General features: G+C 66.5%; 22 protein-coding genes and 1 riboswitch. Of the genes, 12 read left to right on the top strand and 10 right to left on the bottom strand.

The annotated features are described in order from the left end of the window. Positions 1-133 precede the first annotated feature (133 nt). The gene (locus ACZYTC_RS00500) at positions 134-1,033 is read left to right on the top strand and encodes a lipid kinase (protein WP_434958024.1); all 900 of its coding nucleotides are present in this window, start codon (positions 134-136) and stop codon (positions 1,031-1,033) included. On the opposite strand, the gene ACZYTC_RS00505 is transcribed toward ACZYTC_RS00500, so the two are convergent. The 6 genes from ACZYTC_RS00505 to ACZYTC_RS00530 all read right to left on the bottom strand — a co-directional run bounded on the left by ACZYTC_RS00505 (position 1,034) and on the right by ACZYTC_RS00530 (position 6,350). Continuing rightward, entirely contained in the window at positions 1,034-1,696 is a 663-nt protein-coding gene (locus ACZYTC_RS00505) for a phosphatase PAP2 family protein (protein ID WP_434958023.1), read from the bottom strand. Positions 1,697-1,886: 190 nt separating this feature from the next. Then, positions 1,887-2,492: a cob(I)yrinic acid a,c-diamide adenosyltransferase gene (gene cobO / locus ACZYTC_RS00510; RefSeq protein ID WP_488988662.1), complete on the bottom strand. Its 606-nt coding sequence runs from the start codon at positions 2,490-2,492 to the stop codon at positions 1,887-1,889. Positions 2,493-2,504: 12 nt separating this feature from the next. Beyond that, positions 2,505-3,011 (bottom strand): bifunctional adenosylcobinamide kinase/adenosylcobinamide-phosphate guanylyltransferase, encoded by a 507-nt coding sequence (gene cobU, locus ACZYTC_RS00515; RefSeq protein WP_454815813.1) that lies wholly within the window; start codon positions 3,009-3,011, stop codon positions 2,505-2,507. A gap of 124 nt (positions 3,012-3,135) precedes the next feature. Beyond that, a complete protein-coding gene (locus ACZYTC_RS00520) occupies positions 3,136-5,325 on the bottom strand; it encodes a xanthine dehydrogenase family protein molybdopterin-binding subunit (protein WP_488988663.1) in 2,190 nt (729 codons plus the stop codon). 4 nt (positions 5,326-5,329) lie between these two features. Next, positions 5,330-5,785, bottom strand: a complete 456-nt coding sequence (locus ACZYTC_RS00525; RefSeq protein WP_434958019.1) for a (2Fe-2S)-binding protein — start codon at positions 5,783-5,785, stop codon at positions 5,330-5,332. Positions 5,786-5,981: 196 nt separating this feature from the next. Further along, positions 5,982-6,350 carry a hypothetical protein gene (locus ACZYTC_RS00530; RefSeq protein WP_434958018.1) on the bottom strand — a complete coding sequence of 123 codons (369 nt, stop codon included), beginning with the start codon at positions 6,348-6,350 and terminating at the stop codon, positions 5,982-5,984. A gap of 95 nt (positions 6,351-6,445) precedes the next feature. Then, a riboswitch (cobalamin riboswitch) is annotated at positions 6,446-6,662 on the top strand. Positions 6,663-6,770: 108 nt separating this feature from the next. Here ACZYTC_RS00530 and ACZYTC_RS00535 point away from each other — a divergent pair. The 7 genes from ACZYTC_RS00535 to cobJ all read left to right on the top strand — a co-directional run bounded on the left by ACZYTC_RS00535 (position 6,771) and on the right by cobJ (position 15,189). Then, complete coding sequence (locus ACZYTC_RS00535; protein ID WP_488988664.1) at positions 6,771-7,154, top strand: DUF1636 family protein; 384 nt, start codon at positions 6,771-6,773, stop codon at positions 7,152-7,154. Further along, positions 7,151-8,185 carry a cobalamin biosynthesis protein CobW gene (cobW, locus tag ACZYTC_RS00540; protein WP_488988665.1) on the top strand — a complete coding sequence of 345 codons (1,035 nt, stop codon included), beginning with the start codon at positions 7,151-7,153 and terminating at the stop codon, positions 8,183-8,185. Before ACZYTC_RS00535 ends, cobW begins: the two co-directional genes overlap by 4 nt. Next, positions 8,185-11,613 (top strand): cobaltochelatase subunit CobN, encoded by a 3,429-nt coding sequence (gene cobN / locus ACZYTC_RS00545; RefSeq protein WP_488988666.1) that lies wholly within the window; start codon positions 8,185-8,187, stop codon positions 11,611-11,613. Before cobW ends, cobN begins: the two co-directional genes overlap by 1 nt. Continuing rightward, complete coding sequence (gene cobG, locus ACZYTC_RS00550) at positions 11,610-12,995, top strand: precorrin-3B synthase (RefSeq protein ID WP_488988667.1); 1,386 nt, start codon at positions 11,610-11,612, stop codon at positions 12,993-12,995. Before cobN ends, cobG begins: the two co-directional genes overlap by 4 nt. Positions 12,996-13,073: 78 nt before the next feature. After that, on the top strand, positions 13,074-13,703 hold the full coding sequence (locus ACZYTC_RS00555) for a precorrin-8X methylmutase (protein ID WP_441770177.1): 630 nt from the start codon (positions 13,074-13,076) through the stop codon (positions 13,701-13,703). Continuing rightward, positions 13,700-14,443: a precorrin-2 C(20)-methyltransferase gene (locus ACZYTC_RS00560; RefSeq protein WP_488988668.1), complete on the top strand. Its 744-nt coding sequence runs from the start codon at positions 13,700-13,702 to the stop codon at positions 14,441-14,443. The genes ACZYTC_RS00555 and ACZYTC_RS00560 overlap by 4 nt, the downstream gene beginning before the upstream one ends. After that, entirely contained in the window at positions 14,440-15,189 is a 750-nt protein-coding gene (cobJ, locus tag ACZYTC_RS00565) for a precorrin-3B C(17)-methyltransferase (protein WP_488988669.1), read from the top strand. The genes ACZYTC_RS00560 and cobJ overlap by 4 nt, the downstream gene beginning before the upstream one ends. A 17-nt stretch (positions 15,190-15,206) precedes the next feature. Here the strand turns inward: cobJ and ACZYTC_RS00570 are convergent, their stop codons facing one another. Further along, positions 15,207-15,959: a cobalt-precorrin-6A reductase gene (locus ACZYTC_RS00570; protein ID WP_488988670.1), complete on the bottom strand. Its 753-nt coding sequence runs from the start codon at positions 15,957-15,959 to the stop codon at positions 15,207-15,209. A gap of 182 nt (positions 15,960-16,141) precedes the next feature. Between ACZYTC_RS00570 and cbiE the strand changes: the two genes are divergently transcribed. Genes cbiE through cobM form a run of 3 tightly spaced genes read left to right on the top strand, consistent with a single transcriptional unit; the run spans position 16,142 to position 18,526 of the window. After that, positions 16,142-17,377 carry a precorrin-6y C5,15-methyltransferase (decarboxylating) subunit CbiE gene (cbiE, locus tag ACZYTC_RS00575; protein ID WP_454815793.1) on the top strand — a complete coding sequence of 412 codons (1,236 nt, stop codon included), beginning with the start codon at positions 16,142-16,144 and terminating at the stop codon, positions 17,375-17,377. Then, positions 17,356-17,763, top strand: coding sequence for a cobalamin biosynthesis protein (locus tag ACZYTC_RS00580; RefSeq protein WP_488988671.1), 408 nt, complete (start codon positions 17,356-17,358; stop codon positions 17,761-17,763). Before cbiE ends, ACZYTC_RS00580 begins: the two co-directional genes overlap by 22 nt. A 1-nt stretch (position 17,764) precedes the next feature. Further along, entirely contained in the window at positions 17,765-18,526 is a 762-nt protein-coding gene (cobM, locus tag ACZYTC_RS00585) for a precorrin-4 C(11)-methyltransferase (protein WP_434958007.1), read from the top strand. Positions 18,527-18,700: 174 nt separating this feature from the next. Here the strand turns inward: cobM and otnC are convergent, their stop codons facing one another. Together otnC and otnK are read right to left on the bottom strand one after the other, a co-directional pair. Beyond that, positions 18,701-19,342, bottom strand: coding sequence for a 3-oxo-tetronate 4-phosphate decarboxylase (otnC, locus tag ACZYTC_RS00590; RefSeq protein WP_441770184.1), 642 nt, complete (start codon positions 19,340-19,342; stop codon positions 18,701-18,703). A gap of 2 nt (positions 19,343-19,344) precedes the next feature. After that, complete coding sequence (gene otnK / locus ACZYTC_RS00595; RefSeq protein WP_454815789.1) at positions 19,345-20,598, bottom strand: 3-oxo-tetronate kinase; 1,254 nt, start codon at positions 20,596-20,598, stop codon at positions 19,345-19,347. A 232-nt stretch (positions 20,599-20,830) separates the two neighbouring features. Here otnK and ACZYTC_RS00600 point away from each other — a divergent pair, with 232 nt between their 5' ends. After that, positions 20,831-21,739: a DMT family transporter gene (locus tag ACZYTC_RS00600; RefSeq protein ID WP_454815787.1), complete on the top strand. Its 909-nt coding sequence runs from the start codon at positions 20,831-20,833 to the stop codon at positions 21,737-21,739. 19 nt (positions 21,740-21,758) lie between these two features. Here the strand turns inward: ACZYTC_RS00600 and ACZYTC_RS00605 are convergent, their stop codons facing one another. Beyond that, on the bottom strand, positions 21,759-22,646 hold the full coding sequence (locus tag ACZYTC_RS00605) for a DMT family transporter (RefSeq protein ID WP_434958003.1): 888 nt from the start codon (positions 22,644-22,646) through the stop codon (positions 21,759-21,761). Positions 22,647-22,765: the final 119 nt, after the last annotated feature.

Raw genomic sequence — 22,765 nt, forward strand, 5'->3', positions numbered from 1 at the left:
CCGGATGCCGCGCTTTTCGACAGGGCCGAGATCCCGAACTTCGCCGTGCCATGGCCACGGAATGCGCCAGATTGCCGATTAGGCAATTCGGTTTTAGGTCTCGCGCCCTGCGCGAGGGGCACTGGGGAAGAGTATGGTTGATTCACGACAGGGCAGGCGTGCCCTTTTCATCGTCAATCCCAACGCGCGCAATGGCGGCAAGGGCACCGATGCGATCCGCAAGGTGCTGGAGACGGGCGGCATCGATCTCCTCGAGGCGAGCCCGGAAGGGGATGAGAAGATCGCCGACGTGATCCTGCGGCGCCGGGAGGAGTGCGACCTCGTCATCGTCGGTGGTGGCGACGGCAGCCTCAACGCCGCCGCCCGAGGGCTGATGGAGGCGGGCCTGCCGCTGGGCGTGCTGCCGCTCGGCACCGCCAACGATTTCGCCCGCACGGTCGAGATCCCGGCCGATCCTGTGCAAGCTGCCGAGCTCATCGTATCGGGGCAGCCCAGACCCATGGACCTGGGCGAAGTCAATGGCCAGCTCTATTTCAACGTGGCCAGCATCGGCTTCAGTGCCGACCTTGCCGCCGAGCTCTCCGAGAAGGCCAAGAAGATGTTCGGCAAGCTCGGCTATGGCATCGTGGCGGCCCGGCTCTTGGCGCGCTCGCAGCTTTTCACCGCCTATCTCGACCATGACGGCCACACCGAGAGGATCAAGACCCTGCAGGTCTCGGTCGGCAACGGCAAATATTACGGTGGCGGCATGAGCGTCGAGCAAACCGCCACGGCGGACGACGGCAAGCTGGATTTCTACAGCCTGGAGGTCGATCATTGGTGGCGCCTGCTCAAGCTGCTGCCGAGCCTGCGCAAGGGTACCCATGGCCAGTGGGACGATGTGCGGGCCTTCGCTACCACCGAACTGGTGATCCGCACCAACCGGCCGCGCCCGGTCAACACCGACGGCGAGCTTACCACCTGGACGCCGGCGCATTTCAAGCTCCGGCGCCACGCCATCGAAGTTTATGCGCCGCCGGCGAAGTCTGGCTGATCAATGTCCCGACAGACGCTGCGCCAGGAGCGAGCAGAACAGGGCCCAGCCGGCGCCGATCACCCAGCCGGCGATCACGTCGGTGGGCCAGTGCACCCCGAGATAGACGCGGCTGATGCCGACCACGAAGGTCAGCAGCGTGCACACCACCATGATGTAGATCGACAGGGCTCGCGAGGGAAAGCTGCGGGCCAGCATGATGCCGAGCGTGAAATAGACGGTGGCGGACATGAACGAATGGCCGCTGGGAAAGCTCGAGGTGTAGACCCTGGACCCATGCGCCACCAGGTCCGGCCTCGGCCGGTCGAAGCCGTATTTCAAGAGCGAGCTCATCAGAATGCCGCTGCCGATGGCGAGGATGACGAAGACGGCACTGCGCGGCGATCCCGAAAGCGCAAGAAAACCCGCTACGACCAGGGTGGTCAGCGTCAGCACGCCGACGCCGCCCAGGCCGGTGAAATCGCGCATCATTTCCTCGAGCCAGCCCGGCCCGAGCGGATCGGTGAGATCAGCGGGATTGCGCATCATCAGGAGAATGGCGCGATCGAAGGCTTCCGTGCCTCCCTGCGTGACCAGGCCGGCCAGCACGGCAAAGATCAGGGCCGCGCCGGCGACGCAAAGGATGGCGACCAGCGCCGAGCGCTCGGGATGCTGTTGGATCATGAGGATTGCGAGGCTCTGCTAACGATGAAGACGCTGGAGCCGGCTGTCATCCCCGGCCGAGCGTTTACAAGCTTGCTTGTGAACGTGAGGGGAAAGGGATCCAGGGGCCTAAAAGCGCTGCCTGCAACCCCTGGATCCCCTTCCCAAGGCCTGCGGCCTTGCCGGGGATGACAAGTATCGTATCGAATCATTAAAACTCGATGCCTTGCTGGGCCTTCACCCCGGCGGCGAAATGATGCTTCACCAGAGTCATCTCCGTCACCAGGTCGGCGGCCTCGATCAGCTCCGGCTTGGCGTTGCGGCCGGTGACGACGACATGCAGGTCCGGCCGGCGTGCCTTCAGGGTCTCGACGACCTCGATGAGGTCGAGATAGTCGTAGCGTAGCGCGATGTTGATCTCGTCGAGCACGACGAGGCGAATGGCGGGGTCTGCCAGCATCGCCTTGGCCGCCTCCCAGGCGCGGCCGGCGGCGGCGACGTCGCGCTCGCGGTCCTGGGTCTCCCAGGTGAAGCCCTCGCCCATGCTCTTCCAGGTCACCAGATCCTCGAAGCGTTCCAGCGCCTTGCGCTCGCCAGTCGACCAGGCGCCCTTGATGAACTGCACCACGCCGATCTGCCAGCCATGGCCGAGCGCGCGCATGATCAGGCCGAAGGCGGCTGTGGACTTGCCTTTGCCGGGACCGGTATTGACGATCAAGAGGCCCTTTTCGGTGATGGTCTTGGAGGCGACCTCGGCGTCCTGCACCGCCTTGCGCTTTTCCATCTTCGCCTTGTGGCGCGCGGCATCGTCGGTCATGTCAGCATCCAATCACTTCACCACCATCGGCAGGCCTGCCACCATGAAGATCACCTGGTCGGCGAGGGCTGCGATCTGTTGATTGAGCCGGCCCTGCTCGTCGCGGAAGGCGCGGCCCAGGGCGTTGTCAGGCACGATGGAAAGACCGACCTCGTTCGAGACCATCACCACCGGGCCGGACGTCGCCCCGAGACTCTCCTGAAGCCGGAGGAAGGCGGATTTGAGGTCGTGGCCGCCGAGCATGAGGTTGGTGAGCCAGAGCGTCAGGCAGTCGACCAGCACGGGGCCCTGCGTTGCCGCGAGTGCTCCGGGTAGGGCGAGAGGGGCATCGACCGTGCGCCAATTGGCGTCGCGCCGGGCCTGGTGCTCGCCGATACGGGCCCGCATCTCGTCGTCGAAGGCCTCGGCGGTGGCGATATAGGTCCAGGGGGCGGGATGGGCCGATATCAGGTTCTCCGCATGCCGGCTCTTGCCGGAACGCGCGCCGCCGAGGACCAGGGTGAGTCGAGGCTGGGACATGGAGCCTTCCTGCCGGGTCTTGGGCAGGAAGGCAAGTGGAGCGCGGACTTCCAGTCCGCATCTTCCTCTACCGCAAGCGCCAGGTTTCCAAGATGCGGACTGGAAGTCCGCGCTCCGAACAAGCTCACACCGGTCCCCATTTCAGGTCGGTGTTCCTGACCGGCAGGCTGCGGATGCGCTTGCCGGTAGCGGCGAAGATCGCATTGCAGACCGCCGGGGCGATCGGCGGCGTGCCGGGCTCACCGATCCCGCCCCATTTCTTGCCGCCGCTGAGCACGAGGTGGGTCTCGATGACAGGCGTATCGGCAAGGCGGGCGACCTGGTAGTCGTCGAAATTGCCCTGCACCACCGCGCCCTTCTCGATGGTGATCTCGCCGAACAGGGCGGCCGAGAGGCCATAGATCACCGCGCTCTCGATCTGCATCTCCACGGTGAGCGGATTGACGACATGGCCGCAATCGACGGCTGCCACCACGCGCTGAACCTTCACCTCACCCTGCGGGCTGACGGCGAGTTCGACGACCTCGCCGACGATGGTGCCGAAGGATTCATGGATGGCGATGCCGCGCCCCTGGCCCTTGGGCAGCGGCTTGCCCCAATCGCTCTTCTGAGCCAGCGTATCGAGCACGGCGAGAAAATCAGGCTTGCCCTCGAGGAGCTTGCGCCTGAAGCGATACGGATCCTGGCCGGCGGCCAGCGCGAGTTCGTCGATGAAGCTCTCCAGGGCGAAGGCATTCTGCGACGAGCCGACCGAACGCCAGAACATCACCGGCACATGGGTGTTCTTGAGGATGCAGTCGACCTGGGCCGCGCCGGAGCGGTAGGGCATGTTGGCAAGGCCCTCGACCGCGGAAGGTTCGACCCCGTTCTCCACCTTGCCCCAGCCGAGCGAACGCTGGATGGAACCCACGGCTGTGCGGACATGGATTGCGGCCGGCAGGCCGTCGTCACCGAGGGACGCCTGGAAGCGGATGGCGGCCTGCGGGCGATAGCGGTCGTGGCGCATGTCCTCCTCGCGCGTCCACACCAGCTTGACCGGCTTGCCCACCGCCTTCGACACCGTCACGGCCTGCACGAGTTCGTCGTTGACGGCGCGCCGGCCGAAGCCGCCGCCGAGGAAACAATTGTGAATCTCCACCTCGGAGGGCGCGACACCGGCCGCCTTGGCGGCGAGCTGGAGCGCCATGTCGGGATTCTGCGTGCCCATCCAGACCTCGACCTTGCCGTCATGGACATGGGCGGTGCAGTTGAGCGGTTCCATCGGCGCATGGGCCAGATGCGGCGCCTGGTAGAGGGCGTCGACACGCTTGCCGCGAGCGAGGGCGGCGTCGACATCGCCTTCCTTGCGCGCCGTGACGGCGGGGCCGTCGAGGGCTGCGACATAGTCGGCATCGAAACCCTTGCTGTCCGTATCGGCGGCCGAGCCTTCTTCCCATATCACGGGCAAGGCGAGTGCCGCTTCCTTGGCGCGCCAGAACCGGTCGGCCACCACGGCGAGGCCGCCCTCGATCGGCACCACCGCCAGGATGCCGCGGCGCCCCTTGATGGCGGCTTCGTCATGGGATTTCACGCGGCCGCCGAAGACGGGACAGGTCACCACGGCGGCATAGACCATGTCAGGCAGGCGGATATCGATGCCGAATTGCGCCGCCCCCGTCAGCTTGGGCGGCGTATCCAGACGCGCCAGCGGCTTGCCGATCAGCGTGAACTGTTCGGGCGTCTTGATGGCCGGCTCCCTCGTCAGCGTGACCTTGGCAGCCTCGCCGGCCAGCTCGCCAAAGCGCAGGCTGCGATTGCTGGCCTGATGCAGCACCTTGCCGGCATCGACGCTGCAGCTTTCGGCCGCCACCTGCCAGCGCGAGGCAGCAGCCTGCACCAGCCTTTCGCGGGCATTGGCGCCGGCTGCCTGCAGGAATTCGCGCGAGCGGCGCACGGCGCCCGAACCACCGGTACCCATGCGCTTGTAGACGGTGTTCTCGCGCAAATTCCGGTTGGCCGAGGCATATTCGGGCTTCACCTTGGCCCAGTCGCAACCAAGTTCCTCGGCGACGATCATCGGCAGGGCCGTGAAGATGCCTTCGCCCATTTCCGATTGCGCCACGCGGATGATCACGGTGTCGTCGGGCTCGATCAGGATCCAGGCATTGATCTCGCCGTCGGTGGAAGCACCGCCCCAGGGTTGGTCGGCGATATCAAGGGCCTGTGATGCAGCGGGGATGAGCCCGCCGATCATCAGGCCGCCGGCGGCAGAGAGGCCGATGGCGAGAAAGCTGCGCCGGCTCAGCGCGGTGGGCGTGCGGTCGATTGCGTTCATGGCCTCATCCCTTCATCAGTTCGGCGGCGCGATGGATGGCGGCGCGAATGCGCGGATAGGTGCCGCAACGGCAGATATTGGTGATGCCGTTGTCGATATCCGCGTCGGTAGGGGTGGGCGTATCCTTCAGGAAGGCGACGGCGGCCATGATCTGGCCCGACTGGCAATAGCCGCATTGCGGCACGTCCTCGGCGAGCCAGGCCTGCTGGACCGGATGCTTGCCGTCCGCCGACAGGCCTTCGATCGTGGTGATGGTGGCGCCGTCGACGTCACCGATCTGGGTCTGGCAGGAACGGATGGCGGCGCCGTTCACATGGACGGTGCAGGCGCCGCATTGGGCGATGCCGCAGCCGAACTTGGTGCCGGTGAGGCCGAGTTCATCGCGCAGGACCCAGAGCAGAGGGGTCTCGGGCTCGATGTCGAGCCGGTGGACGGTCGAATTGACGGTGATGGCAACCATGGGCAGGCCTTCCAGCGGCTGATGCCGGGCAGAAGTGCCGGGCCCATCGGCGTCGGCCTTCTGGTGGGCGATTGCGGGAAGGCAGAATTGTGGCGGCAATCATGGCGGCGGGGTGACGGGTAACGCAGACGTGAGAGTTTGTGCAGTCTGGAAACGGTCGAGAAATGCGGCCGCCAGTTGCGAAGGGCCCCCCGGCCTATTGCTTGAACCAGATCCGGCTGTAGCCGAGCGCGTCGCCGGCGATGGCGACGAGGACGCCGACCGATACGAGGATGAGGCCGATCATGAAGGTGCGCACGATGCGGCGATAGACTGGCGCCTCCAGTGATTTGACCGAGAGCATGCCGGCCAGCGCCCAGACTTGGAAGATGATGCCGCCCCCGATGAGAAAGACGGCGGCCAGGTCTTCCGGGATCCAGGTTCCTGGCTGCGATGCCCAGTTGTTGAGAAAGCCCAGCGAGAAGGCGAGCACGACGCCGATGGCCGTCACCGAACCGCCGCGGAAGATGACGTCGATCTTCTGCGGCTCGGATGACGGTATCGGCGGCAGCTTCTCTTCGGGCATGGCAACCTCGTTGGTGTGGCGACGTCGCCGCCCTTTATGCCGGATTTTGCGCGTGCTTTGGAAGCGGGAACATTGACAAGCCCGTCCGCACACCCCTTATGTCAGCCACGATCGGTCTCTCGTTATGAGAGAAGAGGGAATGCGGTGCGGATGAAGAGCAGCCAGTCGATGGCTGCCTTGGATGCCAAAGCCGCGGCTGCCCCCGCAACTGTAAGCGGCGAGCGCCCCGCCTCGAGGCCACTGGGTAACCGGGAAGGCGGCGGGGGGCGATGAGCTGCGAGCCAGGAGACCTGCCGTTCGCAACCTTGTCATCGGTCCGGGCGGGGCGCCTCGGAGGCCGGTTCCGTTTTCCCGGACGATCGTCGGCCTCGCCGTCGGTCCCGCGCCCTCCATCCGCTTCGGCGGCGATGAACAGGGCCGATGCCACAAACACCTCTTCCAGTTCGGCTGCTCGTCTGCGTGACCTGCAGGCGCGAGGGCGACGATCCCGACGCGCCGCGCCAGGGGGCACGGCTGCGCGATGCGCTCGCCGGCATGCTGCCTGAAGGCGTCGAGTTGCAGCGGGTCGAATGTCTGGGCAATTGCAAGCGTTCCTGCACGGTGGCGCTCACGGCCGAAGGTACCTGGACCTATGTCTTCGGTGATCTCAGTGCCGAGAGCGGCCCCGACGTCCTCACCGGCGTCAGCCTGCTGGCCCATTCCACCGACGGCCTGATGCCCTGGCGCGGCCGTCCTGAAGTCTTCAAGCGCAGCATGATCGCGCGCATTCCACCCATGCCAACTCTCAAGGACGCCGCCGAATGAACGCGCACACCAAAGTTCCCTGCACCATCGTCACCGGCTTTCTCGGAGCCGGCAAGACAACGCTGATCCGCAATCTGCTGGCCACCGCCAATGGCCGCAGGCTGGCGCTGATCGTCAACGAGTTCGGCGATGTCGGCGTCGACGGCGATATCCTGAAGTCCTGCGGCATCGAGAGCTGCCCGGAAGACGCCATCGTCGAACTCGCCAATGGCTGCATCTGCTGCACCGTGGCGGATGATTTCGTGCCGGCGCTGGAAATGTTGCTGTCGCGCCCCAACCCGCCCGAGCATATCGTGATCGAGACCTCTGGCCTCGCTCTGCCCAAGCCGCTGGTCAAGGCCTTCAACTGGCCGGCGATCCGTTCGCGTGTCACCGTCGACGGCGTCATCGCCGTGGTCGACGGCGCCGCGGTTGCGGCCGGACGCTTTGCCGATGATCCGGAAGAGCTCAAGCGCCAGGCCGAGGGCGACGCCTCCCTCGACCACGACAATCCGCTCGAGGAGGTCTATGAGGACCAGCTCCTCTGCGCCGACCTCGTCGTGCTCAACAAGGCCGATCTCCTTTCCGCCGGCGAAGCCGACAGCGTGGAGAAGGACATCGAGAAGACGGTGCCGCGCGCCGTCAAGGTGGTGCGCACCTCCGAGGGCCGCATCGATGCCGCCGTGCTGCTCGGCCTCGGGGCCGCGGCCGAGAACGATCTGGAGGCGCGTCCCTCCCACCACGACCACGAGGCCGAGCACGACCACGACGACTTCGATACCTTCATCGTCGACCTGCCCGCCATTCTCGATGCCGAGGCCCTGGTGGACAAGCTGAAGGCGGCGGCCGAGGAACATGATATCCTGCGCATCAAGGGCTTCGTCGCTGTCGACGGCAAGCCGATGCGCCTCTTGGTCCAGGGCGTCGGCGCCCGTTTCTCGCAGCATTTCGACCGCGCCTGGGCGCCGGAGGAAACCCGTTCGAGCCGCCTCGTCATCATCGGCGAGAAGGGTATCGACCAGGCCGGCATCCGCAAGACGCTGGAGGGCTGATGCATCTGCTGCCGGCCGATACGCGTTCGCTCGACGCCAGCGAGGCCGCCATCGATCTGGGTCAGGCACCCGGCGCGATCGTGTTCGCCTCGCTGACCGATAGCGACCTCGCTCTGGCGGCCGCTTCCGGCCTTGACGATTTGCGCCTGGCGCCGTTGCAGAAGCTGCGCCATCCGATGTCTGTTGACCTCTATATCGAGAAGACTGCTCGCCATGCCAGGGTGATCGTGGTGCGCCTGCTCGGCGGACTCGATTATTGGCGCTATGGCGCGGAGGAACTGGCCGCGACGGCACGCAACAATGGCATTGCGCTCGCCTTGATTCCCGGTGACGATAGGCCCGATGGACGCCTGTCCCAGCTCTCCACCGTGCCCCAGGATGCCCTGGACCGGCTCGCGCATTACTGGCGTGAAGGCGGCCCGCAAAATGCCCATGCCTCGCTGCTTTATGCCGCAAGGCTGGGCGGTTTCGATTTCGGCGAGCCGGAAGCACCGGTCGCCGTGCTGAAATATGGGGTGTTCCTTGGAGCGCAGGCGTCCTCGCCTCGACCCTCCCCATCGAGGAGAGGGTATGGGCGCGCTGTCATCCTCTTCTATCGCTCCATCCTGCTCTCAGCCGACACTGCTCCCATCGAGGCCTTGACGCTGGCCCTCGGTGCCGAGGGCCTCGCCGTATCCGCCCTCTATGTCGGTTCGCTCAAGGATGGGGAAACGGCGGCATGGGTGCGCCGGCAGCTTGAGGACCTTCAGCCCCGGGTGATCCTCAATGCCACTGCCTTCTCGGCCCTGGCCGACGACGGTGCTTCGCCGCTGGACGTGGCCGGCTGCCCCGTCCTGCAGGTGATCACCTCCTCCTCGGCGCAGGAGGCCTGGGAAGCCTCGACCCGCGGGCTGTCGGCCAGCGACCTTGCCATGCATGTCGCCTTGCCGGAACTCGATGGCCGCCTTTCGGCTGGCGTGATCTCCTTCAAGGCCGAACGCGAGGAGGGCACCTTCAGCCGTCTCGCCCATGCTCCCCATCACGAGCGCATCGCCGCCGTGGCCGCCAAGGCCGCCGCCTGGGCCCGTCTCGCCGCCAAGGCGCGGACGGAGCGCAGGCTCGGCCTGATCCTCTCGAACTATCCGGGTGCAGACGGCCGTCTCGCCCATGCCGTTGGCCTCGATGCGCCCGCCTCGGCCCTGGCGATCCTGGAGCGGCTTCGCGACGAGGGGTATGTAGTTGGTGATCTGCCACAAAGCGGTGCCGATCTGCTGGAGCGGTTGGGCCGATCTCTTCCTGGGATTGCAAGCCTCGAGCCTGCCCTCGGAAACACGGCCGATAAGAGCACGCCGGAAGCCTCCGATCCCAGGGAGCTTTCCCTCCCGCTCGCGGTTTACCGGAGTTGGCTCGACACCCTTCCCGTTACCCTCCGGGACAAGCTCGCGGCCCAGTGGGGCGATCCATCAGCCGATCCGCTTTGCCTCGACGGCGCCTTCCGCTTTGCGGGCCATCTCTGCGGCCATGTCGCGGTGGCAGTGCAGCCCGATCGCGGCTCGGCCCTTGACCGCAAGGGCGACCACCATTCGCCCGATCTGCCGCCGCGCCATGCCTATCTCGCCTTCTATCTGTGGTTGCGCCAGGCTTTCGGCATCGACGCGATGATCCATCTCGGCACGCATGGCACGCTCGAATGGCTGCCAGGCAAGGCGGCGGCCCTATCTGCCCAGTGCTTTCCTGAACTGGCTGCAGGGTCCGTGCCGGTGCTCTATCCCTTCATCGTCAACAATCCCGGCGAGGCGGCACAGGCCAAGCGCAGGCTCGGCGCCGTCACCATCGGCCATCTCACCCCGCCCTTGCGGGAGGCTGGCCTTTCCGGCGGGGCCATCGAGGTGGAGCGCCTGATCGACGAATATGCCAGCGCCGATGGCCTCGACCCGCGCCGCATGGCCTATCTCAGGCGCGAGATCCTCGAGCGAGCCGTCGAAACAGGCTTGAGCGCCGAATGCGGCATCGCTCCCGGCCTCGACGAGGACGAGACGCTGGCGCGCCTCGATGCCTTCCTGTGCGACGTCAAGGAATTGCAGATCCGCGACGGGCTGCATGTCTTCGGGCGTCGGCCGGAGGAGAGCGCCCACCTCCTCGATGTCCTGGCTGCCTCCTGCGGCGAGGAGGAGCGTCCGGTTTTGGCCGCTCGGCTCGACAGTTGCGGTGACAGCGAAATGGCAAGCCTTCTCGCCGGCCTCGACGGATTTTTCGTGCGGCCCGGCCCCGCCGGGGCGCCGACGCGCGGGCGCGCCGACGTGCTGCCGACCGGACGTAACCTCACCACAACAGACCCACGGGCGGTTCCGACCCGTGCCGCCTACGCGATTGGATCGCGTGCGGCGGATGCCTTGATCCAGCGCTATCTGCAGGATCACGGCGATTATCCCAAACGTATCGTGCTCGACCTCTGGGGCTCGGCGACCATGCGCACCGGTGGCGACGATCTCGCTCAAGGATTGGCCCTGCTGGGCGTCAAGCCGGTGTGGGACAACGGCTCCAATCGCGTCTCGGGCTTCGAGATCCTGCCGCAGGCGCGGCTCGACCGGCCGCGCGTCGACGTGACCCTGCGCATATCAGGCCTGTTCCGCGATGTGTTCGCCCAGCAGATCGCGCTGTTCGACGAAGCGGTCAGGGCCGTCGCCGCCCTGGAGGAAAGCGCGGAATGGAATCCGCTGGCCGCCACGGCGAAGGCGAGCGGCGAGCGCCCGCTGCGCATCTTCGGCGCTGCCCCATCAGCCTATGGCGCCGGGATCACCGACCGTATCGCGCGGGGAGCCTGGGAGACGCGGTCCGATCTCGGGCGTGATTATCTCGCCGCCAGCGGTCATGCCTATGGCGCCGGCATCGACGGCGATGCCGTACCGGCTATCTTCGCTGAGCGGGTCGCCTCGGCCGATGCCCATGTCCATGGCCAGGATCATCGCGAGATCGACATCCTCGACGACGTCACCTTCGCGGCCTACCAGGGCGGTTTTGCGGCGGCGCTGGAAGCACTCGGTGCCAAGGCCGCCCTCTATCACGCCGATCTCTCCAATCCGCAGGCGCCGCGTTTGCGCAGCCTCGGCGAGGAGGTCGGCCGCCTCGTGCATGGCCGGGCCGCCAGCCGGCGCTGGATCGACGGCATGATGGTGCATGGCTATGCCGGGGCCGCCGAGATGGCCAATGCCATGGATTCGCTGTTCGCCTTCTCGGCGACGGCTGGCATCGTCACCAATGCCGCCTTCGACCGCATGCACGAAGCCTATGTCGAGGACGAGGAGGTTGCGGCCTTCCTCGCTTCAGCCAATCCCGCTGCGGGTCGGGCGATCCGGGCGCGGCTGGCGGAAGCGATCCGCCGGGGGCTGTGGCAGCCGCGTCGCAATTCGGCCAGCCGCCTGCTGGACGAAGCTGGGAGAGCGGCGTGAGCGAGCCGTCCAATCAGGTCAAGGGCTGGTGTCCGGGCGCGCTCAGGCCGATGCGCTCGGGGGACGGACTGATCGTGCGGGTACGTCTCACCGGCGGGGATCTCAGCCCGGAACGCGCGGCCGCGCTGGCCGAGGCTGCCCGGCGCTTCGGCAATGGCCTGATCGATCTGACCTCCCGTGCCAATCTGCAGATGCGCGGCGTCAGCGACGAAACCCTGCAGCCTTTGCTCGACCGGCTTGCCGAACTGGGCCTGCTCGATGCCAGTGCTGCCGCCGAACAGGTCCGCAACGTGATTGCAAGCCCGCTCGCCGGGCTCGATCCGAGCGCGCCTGTTGACGTGCACCCTATGATCCGAGCGCTGGAGCTGAGGCTGATTGGAAACGAGCGTTTCCATTCTCTCCCGGCCAAGTTCGGCTTTCTGCTCGACGGAGGCGGCGTGCTGCCGCTTGACGGCGTCGAGGCCGATATCGCCCTCCGGCCCGAGGATGACGGGCATCTCCGCCTGGACGCCGGTGGGGAAGTACTCGGACGGGTGAGGGTGGAAGAAGCCCTGGAGGCGGCCCTCGGCGTTGCCGAGCGCTTCCTCGCTTTGCGCCAGCCCGATGAACGCCGCATGCGCGATCTGGTGAGGCGGTTGCAGGATGAGGCACACTTACCTTCTCCACGAAGTGGGGAAGGTGGCGTTGCGAAGCAACGACGGATGGGGTGTGGCCCGCTAGCGGCACTCTATCCGGATAATATGCTTCTAGCGAACCCCACCCCATCCGGCCCGACTTCGTCGGGCCACCTTCCCCACTTCGTGGAGAAGGCAGTTGCACCCACTCGTCTCGCCGGCCCCCACGACGCGGGCTTCTTTAGCGCCGCGGCTCCGTTCGGGCGGCTCGATGCCGGCCAGCTCGAAGGCCTCGCTGCCATCGCGGCGCGTCATGGCGCTACGCTGCGCCTGACGCCCTGGCGCGCCATCCTGCTGGCGCCGCTTGCCGTCGACATCGCCACGGAGGTGTCGTCCCTCGGCCTCGTCGTCGATCCCAACGATCCGCGACTTGCCATCGCCGCTTGCCCCGGCAGCCCTTCTTGTCTATCCGGCGAAGCGCCGGCACAAGCCGATGCTGCCAGGTTGGCGCCGGCACTGGCCGGTTTTATCGAAAGGGGGGCGAGCGTGCATGTCTCGGGCTGTGCCAAGGGCTGCGCGCGGCGCGCGCCAGCCTCGATCACGCTGGTGGGTCAGGGCGGACGCTACGGCATCGCCTTCGACGCCGACAGCAAGGCGCCGAGCGAGACGGAACCGATGTCCTTGGGCGAATTGACGGCGTTTTTGGCCAAGCGACTACAGCATTTTCCAGAAAAGTTGAGCGACTTTCCGATTAAGAAAGTGCGCTAGAACAAGGAGTTGGAGACAGTTGCGATTCGATGGAATTGCAGTTTCTTCCAGCCGAAAAGAGTTTCAAGAGCTGTGACCATGTCTGAACGCGACTATATCCGTGACGGTGCCGAGATCTATCGCCGCTCCTTCGCGATGATCCGTGCCGAAAGCGACCTGTCGCGCTTTTCGGCCCTCGAGGCCCCCGTCGTCGTGCGCATCATCCATGCCTGCGGCATGGTCGAGGTCGCTGCCGATGTCGAGATGTCTTCCGACTTGGTATCGAGCGCGCGCGCTGCGCTCAGGGCCGGCGCGCCCTTGTTGTGCGATTCGAAGATGGTGGCCAATGGGGTGACCCGTGCCCGCCTGCCTGTTGACAATGACGTGATCTGCACGCTCGACGATCCACGCACGCCCGATCTTGCCCGCAAGATCGGCAACACCCGCACTGCGGCGGCCATGGAACTCTGGCGTGAGCGTCTCGGCGGCGCCGTGGTTGCCATCGGCAATGCGCCGACCGCGCTCTACCATCTCATGGACATGATCGACCGCGGTGCGCCCAGGCCCGCTGCCATTCTCGGCATTCCCGTCGGTTTCGTCGGTGCCGCCGAATCCAAGGACGACCTCAAGGCCTGGGGCAAGGTGCCCTGGCTGATCGTGCGCGGCCGCAAGGGCGGCAGCGCCATGACAGCGGCGTCGATCAACGCCCTGGCGAGCGAAATCGAATGAATAGCCCGACGTCTCCCTTGGGTCGTCTCTATGGCGTTGGCGTCGGCCCCGGCGATCCCGAGTTGATGACCCTGAAGGCGGCGCGCCTCATCCGCGCCGCGCCCGTCATTGCCTATTTCTGCAAGCAGGGGCAGCGCGGCCATGGCCGCACCATCATCGAAGGCTTTCTTGCCGATGGCGTCATCGAGGAAAAACTGGCCTATCCGATGACGACGGAAGTGTCCGCCGCCGATCCGGTCTACCATTCGGCGCTCGGCGGCTTCTATGACGAATCGGCGCGCCGGCTGGCCGATCACCTCGATGCCGGTCGCGATGTCGTGGTGGTGTCGGAGGGCGATCCCTTCTTCTACGGCTCCTTCATGCCGATCTTCCATCGTCTGGCTCCCTCCTACGAGACCGAGGTTGTCGCCGGCGTTTCGGGCATGGCGGGCTGCTGGACACGGGCCCGCACGCCTATCACCTATGGCGACGATATCCTCACCGTCCTGCCCGCGACGCTGGACGAGGCGGCGCTCAGGCGCCATCTCGAACTTGCGGACGCGGCGGTGATCATGAAGCTCGGCCGGCATTTTTCGAAAGTTCGCGCCGTGCTGGAGGAACTGAATCTCGCCGAGCGCACCGTCTATGTCGAACGCGGCACCATGGCCGGCGAGAAGATCATGAAGCTGCCGCCAGCCGATTTCACCGGTGCGCCCTATTTCGCCATGCTGCTGGTGCCCGGCCAGGGGCGGCGGCTGTGACCGGCCGCGTCATGATCATCGGCCTCGGGCCAGGGCCGGCGAAGTGGGTCACGCCCGAAGCCAGCGCGTTGCTGGCGGAGGCGACCGATATCATCGGCTACGGCCCCTATGTCGACCGCGTGCCGGCAAGCCCGGCGAAGCGCCATGCCAGCGACAACAGGGTCGAGGTCGATCGTGCCCGCCACGCGCTCGAACTCGCAGCCGGCGGGGCACGCGTTGCCGTGGTCTCGGGCGGGGATCCCGGCGTCTTCGCCATGGCGGCGGCGGTCTTCGAGGCGGTCGAGGCGGGGGATCCGGCCTGGCGTGACCTCGACATCATGGTCGCTCCCGGCGTCACCGCTGTCCTGGCCGCTGCCGCGCGGCTCGGCGCACCGCTCGGGCATGATTTCTGCGTGGTCTCGCTGTCCGACAATCTCAAGCCCTGGTCCATCATCGAGAAACGGCTGATTGCGGCGGTGGAGGGTGATTTCGTGCTCGCCTTCTACAACCCGGCCTCGAAGGCCCGGCCCGAGCAGATCGGCAAGGCATTCGACGTGCTGCGCCGCCATGCCGGCGAGCGCATCGTCGTGCTCGCCAAGGCCGTCGGCCGGCCGGACGAGGAGATCATCCTGACCAGCCTGTCGGCAGTGAAGCCAGAAGAAGTCGACATGCGCACGCTCGTGCTGATCGGCTCCTCCCAGACCCGGCTGATCGAGCGCGGCAATGCGGAACCCTGGATCTATTCACCCCGGAGATGGGAAGCGTGACCCCCTGGGCAGGCCGGCTATCCCTGCCGCTCGATCCAGGCCAAGGCCTCCTGCGCCGTCGCCACCGTCTTCACCTCGGCCGTCTCAGGCCGGCGCAGCAGGATGACCGGCAGGCTGAGGCGCCGCGCGGCGGCGATCTTGCCATAGGTGGCGCTGCCGCCGGAATTCTTGGTGACCACGATGTCGACGGCCTCTTCCCGCATGAGGCCGATTTCGTCCGTCTCCGCGAAGGGGCCGCGGGCAAGGATCAGCTTGGCGCGCGGCGGCAGCTCTTCCGGCGGATCGACCGAACGAACCAGATAGAAATGCTGGGGCGCGGCGAGGAAGGCCGGCAGTTCGAGGCGGCCGGTGGTCAGAAAGACGCGCCGCGGCGCTGCGCCCAGCGCCTGAACCGCGGCCTCGGCGTCCGCCACTTCGCTCCAGCGATCGCCGTCCGCTGCCTGCCAGGCAGGACGCCGCAAGGCAAGCAGGGGCACGCCCATGCGCCGGGCTGCCTCGACCGCATTGGCCGACATGCGTTCGGCGAAGGGATGGGTGGCATCGACGAGCGCGGTGACAGCATGCTCGTCGAGAAAGGCGCAAAGCCCCTCGACGCCGCCGAAGCCGCCGATACGATAGGCGATCGGTGGCTCGATGGGATTGATCGTCCGCCCGGCAAGGGACACCATGGCCGGAATGTCGGGGCGCGCGGCCAGCAGCCTGGCCAGAGCCGAAGCCTCGCTGGTGCCGCCGAGCAGCAGGACATGAGGACGGGAATCGATGCGGGTCACTTAAGCGTCATTCAAGTTGGTTCGACCTTTGTCATTACCGGGCTTGACCCGGCTATCCAGCCTTTCGCTCAATTGCGCGGTTTCTGGATAGCCGGGTCAAGCCCGGTAATGACAAACCGGAGCGTTTCTTCTTAAGTGAATTGCGTTGGAACTGAAATGCGCTGTCGTCTCTTGAGGGTCGGATGAGCCCTATCAAGCACTCGGATCGCTGGCTGTCGATCGTCGGCATCGGCGAAGACGGCATGGCCGGCCTGTCGCCGCTGGCTGCCGCCGTGGTTGACAGGGCCGAACTGCTGGTCGGTGGCGCCAGGCACTTGGCGATGGTGCCGGAAGGAACGGCCGAAAGGCTGGCGGAAAGGCTGACTTGGCCCAGCCCTCTGACCGATGCCATCGGCCCGATCAAGGCGGCCCGCGGGCGACGGGTCGTCGTGCTGGCCTCCGGGGATCCGTTCCTGTGGGGTGTCGGTGTCACGCTGGCGCGTTTCATCCCACCCGAAGAGATCGCCTGCCATCCCGCGCCCTCGTCCTTCTCCCTGGCAGCGGCGCGGCTCGGCTGGGCACAGCAGGAGTGCGCCCTGATCTCGCTGCATGGCCGGCCGTTCGAGACGCTGATACCGCATGTCCAGCCCGATGCCCGCATCCTGGCCCTGACCTGGGATGGCCGCACGGCCGCCAAGGCGGCTGCCCGCCTCACCGAGCTCGGATTCGGCTTGTCCCGCCTGACCGTGCTGGAGCGCATCGGCGGGACCGGCGAGAGGATCCGCTCCGCCCGGGCAGAAGCCTTCGATCTCCACGGGATCGATCCGCTTAATGTCCTGGCCATCGAGGTGGTTGCCGGCTCGGATGCCCGCCCATTGCCGCTTGCCACTGGCCTGCCCGACGCGTTCTTCGAGCATGACGGACAGCTCACCAAACGAGAGATCCGTGCCGTGACCCTGTCGGCGCTGGCCCCGCTCAAGGGCCAATTGCTCTGGGATATCGGCCTGGGAGCCGGTTCGGTTGCCATCGAATGGCTGTTGCGCCACCCGTCCAACCGGGCCATCGGCATTGAGGAAAATGCCGACAGGGCAGCGCGGGCACTGGTCAATGCCATCAATCTCGGAGTGCCGCATCTGCGCCTCGTCACTGGCGCGGCGCCGGCCGCGCTGGTCGCACTGGACCGCCCCGATGCCGTCTTCATCGGTGGGGGAACGGGGGATGACGGCGTGTTCGAGGCCGCCTGGGCTGCCCTGCGCCCCGGGGGGCGCCTCGTCGCCAATGCCGTTACGCTGGAAAGCGAGCAGGCCCTGGCCCGGCGTTTCACCCAGCATGGCGGCGATCTGATCCGTCTCGGCGTAGAGCGGCTGGTGCCCGTCGGCAGCATGCATGGCTGGCGCCCCGCCATGCCGGTGACGCAATGGAGCGTGGTCAAGCCGTGAAGCTGTTCGTCGCCGCCGGTCTCGGCTGCCGGAAAGGGTGTCCGGCCGATGAAATCGCCGATCTCGTCCGGTTGGCCCTGCAGGAGGCCGGCTTTGAGCTCTCGGCGCTTTCGGGCCTGTTCGCACCGGCCTTCAAGCAGGGCGAGGCGGGGTTGGCGGAAGCCGCCGCCAGCCTCGGCGTACCGCTCGTGCTGGTTCCGCAAGCCGCACTGGAGGCCGCCGAGCCACGTGTGCTGACCCGTTCGGAGCGCGTGGTCGCCCTGACCGGTCTCGGCAGCGTGGCCGAGACGGCAGCGCTCGCCGGCGCCGGTCCGCAATCCATACTCAAGCGGGCGCGCATCGCCAGTGCGAATGCCACCTGCGCCATCGCCGTCAACGAGGCCTGACATGACCGTTCATTTCATCGGCGCCGGTCCCGGCGCGCCCGACCTCATCACCGTGCGCGGCCGCGATCTCGTGGCGCGCTGTCCGGTCTGCCTCTATGCCGGCTCCCTGGTGCCATCGGAAATCATTGCGCTGGCGCCTGGGGATGCACGCGTGGTCGATACCGCGCCCCTGACGCTCGACCTGATCATGGCCGAGATCGAACGGGCGCATGCCGAAGGCCTCGACGTGAGCAGGCTGCATTCAGGGGATCTTTCGATCTGGAGCGCGCTGGGCGAGCAGACCCGCCGCCTCAGGGCCCTCGGCATTCCTTATACCATTACCCCGGGCGTGCCGTCCTTTGCGGCTGCTGCCGCGGTGCTCGGCAAGGAGCTCACGCTGCCGGAAGTGGCGCAATCGGTGGTGCTGACGCGCACTTCGGGCCGGGCCTCGGCGATGCCGGAGGGCGAGACGCTCGAGGCCTTCGCGCAGACCGGTGCGACGCTGGCGGTGCATCTTTCCATCCATGCGCTGGCCCGCGTGGTGGCGGAGACGACGCCGCATTACGGCAGCGTCTGCCCGGTTGCGGTGGTCTTCCGGGCGAGCTGGCCGGATGAGCGTGTCGTCACCGGCACGCTCGGCGACATCGAAGGCAAGATCGCGGCCGAGCCGATGGAGCGCACAGCTTTGATCCTGATCGGGCGTACGCTCGCCACCGAGGATTTTCGCGAGAGCGCGCTCTACGACACCGACTACAAGCGGCGCTATCGCGGCTTCGAGGGGTGACGGACAGGGCTATCGCCTCCGGCGAGCAGCGATGAGTTCCTATCGAAAGCGAGCGCGCTTTTTACTCTCCCCTGGAGGGATCGGCCATTCCTCTTGGAATGGCCGATCCCTCCAGGGGAGGCTAGAAATCCGCGCTTTGCTAACCTGAAGCGGTTGTTGGGTGACGAGCCATCTTCAGGCCTTGCCGAATTGGCTTTCCAGCGCGCCGACCTGCGCCGGCGTCAGCGCTCGCACCGCCATGCCGCGGGTGACGATGAAGAGGCGGGCGCTTTCCTCCAACTCCTCTGCCGCATGGACGGCGGCTTCCAGCGTAGTGTCGGCGATGACCGGGCCGTGATTGGCGAGCAGGATCGCCTTGTGGCGGGGCGCTGCTGCGGCGATGTGGTGCTCCACGGCCGGATCGCCGGGCGCGGTGTAGGGCACGATGGCAAGGCGCCCGATCCGCATGACGAAATAGGGCGTGAGCGGCGGCAAGGCATCGACGGGATCGACATCGTCGAGACAGGAGACCGCCGTCGCATAGGTCGAATGCAGATGGACGACGGCCCCGGCCTGCGGCCTTGCGGCGAGCATGGCGCGATGGAGCGGAATTTCCTTGGTCGGCTTGTCGCCATCCCGATGCCGCCATTCCGTATCGAGGCGCGAAAGCCTGGCCGGGTCGAGCCGCCCCAGGCAGGAATTGGTCGGGGTTACCAGGTAGCCGTCGGGCAGGCGTACGCTGATATTGCCGCTCGAGCCCACGGTGAAGCCGCGATCGAACAGGGATTTGGCCAGGAAGCAGAGCTGTTCGCGCAGGCGGTTTTCGTCTCCTGACATGCTCACGCCTTTCCGGCCAGCAGGGCCACGGCCTTGGCGAAGAAGTCCGGCGCGCCGAAATTGCCGGATTTGAGCGCGATCGCCACCGGTTTCGTCCCCCGCAATTGCAAGGCGGGCACGCCGGGGTCGATTTCCGGCCCGATGGCGAGGACGGCATTGCCGAGCGTACCGGCGACGGCACCGGATGTCTCGCCGCCGGCGGCCACGATCCTGGTAAAGCCGCGCTTGAGGGCCGCGCGGGTGAGTTCGGCGAACAGGCCCTCGATGCGTTGGGCGAGGGCCTCGCGGCCATGGCGCGCCTGGGCTGATGCCACGACCTCCGGATCGGCCGAGGAATAGAGCATCGGCGCGGCATCCCGGTGGGTTTCGAGGAAATCGACGAGGGTATCGAGCCCGAGGCTGCCATTCATCACCGTGTCGGCCTCGATTGCCATATGCGGGTGGTCCTGGGCATAGAGGCCAACCTGCCGGCGGGTCGCCTCGGAACAACTGCCCGAAAGGATGACGGCCGGGCCGTCAGCCCCGGCGAAGGGCGGCGCGGTGCGGCCCGGCGCGATGCCATAATTGGCCGGCAGGCCCATGGCGATGCCCGAGGCGCCGGTGATGAAGGCATGATCGGCAAGGCTGGCGCCGAGTGCGAGCAGATCCTCATTGCTGGTGGCATCGGCCACGACGAGGCGTTCGCCGCCGCCCGCGGCGTGTGCCAGCGCGGTCCTGATAGACGAAATCCCGGCCCGCACCGCGGCGTGCGGCAGATGGCCGACCTTCAGCGGCGTCTGGCGCTGCAGCCAGCGGCGGATGTCGGGATCGGTCATCGGGGTGAGCGGATGGCGCTCCATGCCGGATTCCGACAGGAGGCGGTCATGAACGAAAAGATGGCCCTGGTACAGCGTGCGGCCCGTGCCGGGAAAGGCCGGACAGACCAGAGCCAGGGGGGCGTTGAGCACGGCGAGCACCGCCTCCGCGACGGGGCCGATATTGCCTGAGGGGGTCGAGTCGAAGGTCGAGCAATATTTGAACAGGATCTGGCGGGCGCCGTTCGCCTTCAGCCAGGCGGTCGCGCTCAGCGAAAGACGCACCGCCTCGGCCGGGTCGATGGAGCGGGATTTCAGCGCGACCACCACCGCGTCGTCACCGGCCGGGGCCGTGCCGGCGGGAATGCCCAGAGTGAGCGAGGTGCGCATGCCGGCCCGCGCCAGCGTATTGGCGAGGTCGCTCGCACCGGTGAAGTCGTCTCCGAAGGCCCCCAGCAGCATGGCGTTTCCCACTTCCGTCGCGCTCTGGCGGCGCCCATCTTGTCGGACAATAGAAAGAGGGACCGTAGCTGGCAAGGCAGGGACGTGACTCCTTGGAACGCGGACGTCCCCGCTCCCAGGAAGGCTACCATCTCACTTGCGGTCCGGATCAGCCAGAAATGTCGTGCCTGGACTATTCGATGTTCGCATTCCCGGCATTGTGAAGGTCCTTCCTCTTGGTTGCGTCACCGTCATGTCTTCCCGTGGCTCTCACCTTGTCGGTGCGTTCCTCGCCCTCTCGGCGGGAACGGTGTTTTCGTTTGGCAGCGTCACCATTCGCGAGTCGCCGCATCTCGACGCCGTGCAATATCTCATCTGGCGCAGCTTCGGCCTGCTGCCGCTGGTGCTCGGGGTGGCGCTGCTGCAGGGCAAGTCGCCGCTGCGCCAGATGGTTTCGGGCGGCTGGCTCGGGCTCGGCGGCGCGCTGTGCATGACGGTGATGGCTGATTTGTTCATCTTCGCCATGAAGACGACGACTATCGCCAATGCTCTGCTGTTTTCGAGCGCGGCGCCGCTGATCGGCGCCATCCTGGCCCGCGTGATCCTGAAGGAACGCATCCTTGTCGCCACTTGGTGCGGCATCGCGATCGGCATCGCGGGCCTGCTGGTCATGACCTGGGGGGAACTGGGCAGCGGCAATGCCATCGGCAATCTCGCCGGCTTCGGCGTGGGCTTTGCCTATGGGCTCTATTCCATCATTGCCCGGCTCGGCCGCGACAGGGACATGTCGGGCGTGGTGCTGGGCTGGGCGGCGCTGACCATCCTCACCTGCGGCGCCTTCATGCTGTTGCATGGCGTCACCATCGCCACGCCGATGCTGGAAAATACCTATGCCATGATCCATGGCGCCGTGTTCATCGGCGGCGGCATGTATCTGCTCAATGCAGCAGCTCGCCATGTCGGCGCCGGGCAACTCACCTTGTTGGCCCAGACCGAAATGATTCTCGGGCCCGTCTGGGTCTATCTCTTCTTCGGCGAGGCGCCGCGCTTGACCACGATCCTGGGTGGTGCCGTGCTGCTTGCCGGCGTGCTTGTCGCTGCCCTGGGACGCAATTTTACGCGCGAAGAGGAAGCGGAAGTGGCAGCGCGCGCCTCGGTTTGATCGAGCTGGCTCCGCCGGTTCAGGACGACCTGATGCGCAAGCCGCCGAGAATGTGCCAGACCACGGCCGCGAGCACGATGGCACCGCCGACGATTGCGGCCGTACCCGGATCCTCGGCGAAAAGCAGATAGACCCAGAGCGGTGCCAGCACCACGTCGAGCGTGGAGATCAGACCGGCTTCTGCAGCAGGGATCCGGCGCGCGCCGGCCAGGAACATGAAGAAGGCGAGTGGAATCGAGGTGAAGGCAAACACGGCCAGGACCAGCCAATCCTGGGCTGTTGCCGCGGCAGGCGAAGCGAAGGGCAGGCCTACCAGCGCCGTGAACAGGCAACAGAACAGGTTGACCGGCAGCATTTCCAGCTTCGGGCGCGCCCGCGCCACCACCGCCACGATGGCAAAGGAGGCAGCCATGCCGAGCGCCATGGCATCGCCGAAGAGATGGCTGGATCCGAAGGAGCCGCCCACCATCACGACCACGCCGACGAGTGCGCCACCAGAGGCGATCAGCGTGCGCCGGGTGACCCTCTCGCGCATGATCAGCCAGGCGAGGCCGGCCGCCAGGAAGGGCGTGGTGGCATAGATCACCGCCACATTGGCGATTGTGGTGTGATAGAGCGCGCCGACATAGAACAGCATGGACAGCGAGGCGCAGGCCGCAATGATGAGCCCGAACCAGCCGATCGAGCGGATCGCCGCCAGGCTGTCGGCGCGGTGCACATAGACAAGACCGGCCGCCATGTAGATCGCCCCGATCGCCGCGCGCAGCGACACGGTCGTCCAGGCATCCACCGTCAGCATGCGGGCGAAGATGCCGCTGATGCTCCAGGCGACAGCGGAAGCGACGACGAGAAAAACACCGAGCCGATGGACGGAACGGGCGTCGGACGAGGCGGTGATGGCGGACATCGGAAAACCAGGGGTGGGAGGACGCAACTCACATGATTTTCAGCGGCACTCCCAACGGGCCGATGAAGGTGTGGTCAGCCGCAATCTCCTTGTTTCAGATGCTTCGTTCAAGGGAGGAA

The organism is Labrys sp. F242, from assembly GCF_057813875.1.

What these genes read in the sequence shown, in the direction of transcription:
- ACZYTC_RS00500 (WP_434958024.1), top strand. Translation starts at nt 134, where the DNA reads ATGGTTGATTCACGACAGGGCAGGCGTGCCCTTTTCATCGTCAATCCC.
- ACZYTC_RS00505 (WP_434958023.1), bottom strand. Translation starts at nt 1,696, where the DNA reads ATGATCCAACAGCATCCCGAGCGCTCGGCGCTGGTCGCCATCCTTTGC.
- cobO (WP_488988662.1), bottom strand. Translation starts at nt 2,492, where the DNA reads ATGACCGACGATGCCGCGCGCCACAAGGCGAAGATGGAAAAGCGCAAG.
- cobU (WP_454815813.1), bottom strand. Translation starts at nt 3,011, where the DNA reads ATGTCCCAGCCTCGACTCACCCTGGTCCTCGGCGGCGCGCGTTCCGGC.
- ACZYTC_RS00520 (WP_488988663.1), bottom strand. Translation starts at nt 5,325, where the DNA reads ATGAACGCAATCGACCGCACGCCCACCGCGCTGAGCCGGCGCAGCTTT.
- ACZYTC_RS00525 (WP_434958019.1), bottom strand. Translation starts at nt 5,785, where the DNA reads ATGGTTGCCATCACCGTCAATTCGACCGTCCACCGGCTCGACATCGAG.
- ACZYTC_RS00530 (WP_434958018.1), bottom strand. Translation starts at nt 6,350, where the DNA reads ATGCCCGAAGAGAAGCTGCCGCCGATACCGTCATCCGAGCCGCAGAAG.
- ACZYTC_RS00535 (WP_488988664.1), top strand. Translation starts at nt 6,771, where the DNA reads ATGCCACAAACACCTCTTCCAGTTCGGCTGCTCGTCTGCGTGACCTGC.
- cobW (WP_488988665.1), top strand. Translation starts at nt 7,151, where the DNA reads ATGAACGCGCACACCAAAGTTCCCTGCACCATCGTCACCGGCTTTCTC.
- cobN (WP_488988666.1), top strand. Translation starts at nt 8,185, where the DNA reads ATGCATCTGCTGCCGGCCGATACGCGTTCGCTCGACGCCAGCGAGGCC.
- ACZYTC_RS00555 (WP_441770177.1), top strand. Translation starts at nt 13,074, where the DNA reads ATGTCTGAACGCGACTATATCCGTGACGGTGCCGAGATCTATCGCCGC.
- ACZYTC_RS00560 (WP_488988668.1), top strand. Translation starts at nt 13,700, where the DNA reads ATGAATAGCCCGACGTCTCCCTTGGGTCGTCTCTATGGCGTTGGCGTC.
- cbiE (WP_454815793.1), top strand. Translation starts at nt 16,142, where the DNA reads ATGAGCCCTATCAAGCACTCGGATCGCTGGCTGTCGATCGTCGGCATC.
- ACZYTC_RS00580 (WP_488988671.1), top strand. Translation starts at nt 17,356, where the DNA reads ATGGAGCGTGGTCAAGCCGTGAAGCTGTTCGTCGCCGCCGGTCTCGGC.
- cobM (WP_434958007.1), top strand. Translation starts at nt 17,765, where the DNA reads ATGACCGTTCATTTCATCGGCGCCGGTCCCGGCGCGCCCGACCTCATC.
- otnC (WP_441770184.1), bottom strand. Translation starts at nt 19,342, where the DNA reads ATGTCAGGAGACGAAAACCGCCTGCGCGAACAGCTCTGCTTCCTGGCC.
- otnK (WP_454815789.1), bottom strand. Translation starts at nt 20,598, where the DNA reads ATGCTGCTGGGGGCCTTCGGAGACGACTTCACCGGTGCGAGCGACCTC.
- ACZYTC_RS00600 (WP_454815787.1), top strand. Translation starts at nt 20,831, where the DNA reads ATGTCTTCCCGTGGCTCTCACCTTGTCGGTGCGTTCCTCGCCCTCTCG.
- ACZYTC_RS00605 (WP_434958003.1), bottom strand. Translation starts at nt 22,646, where the DNA reads ATGTCCGCCATCACCGCCTCGTCCGACGCCCGTTCCGTCCATCGGCTC.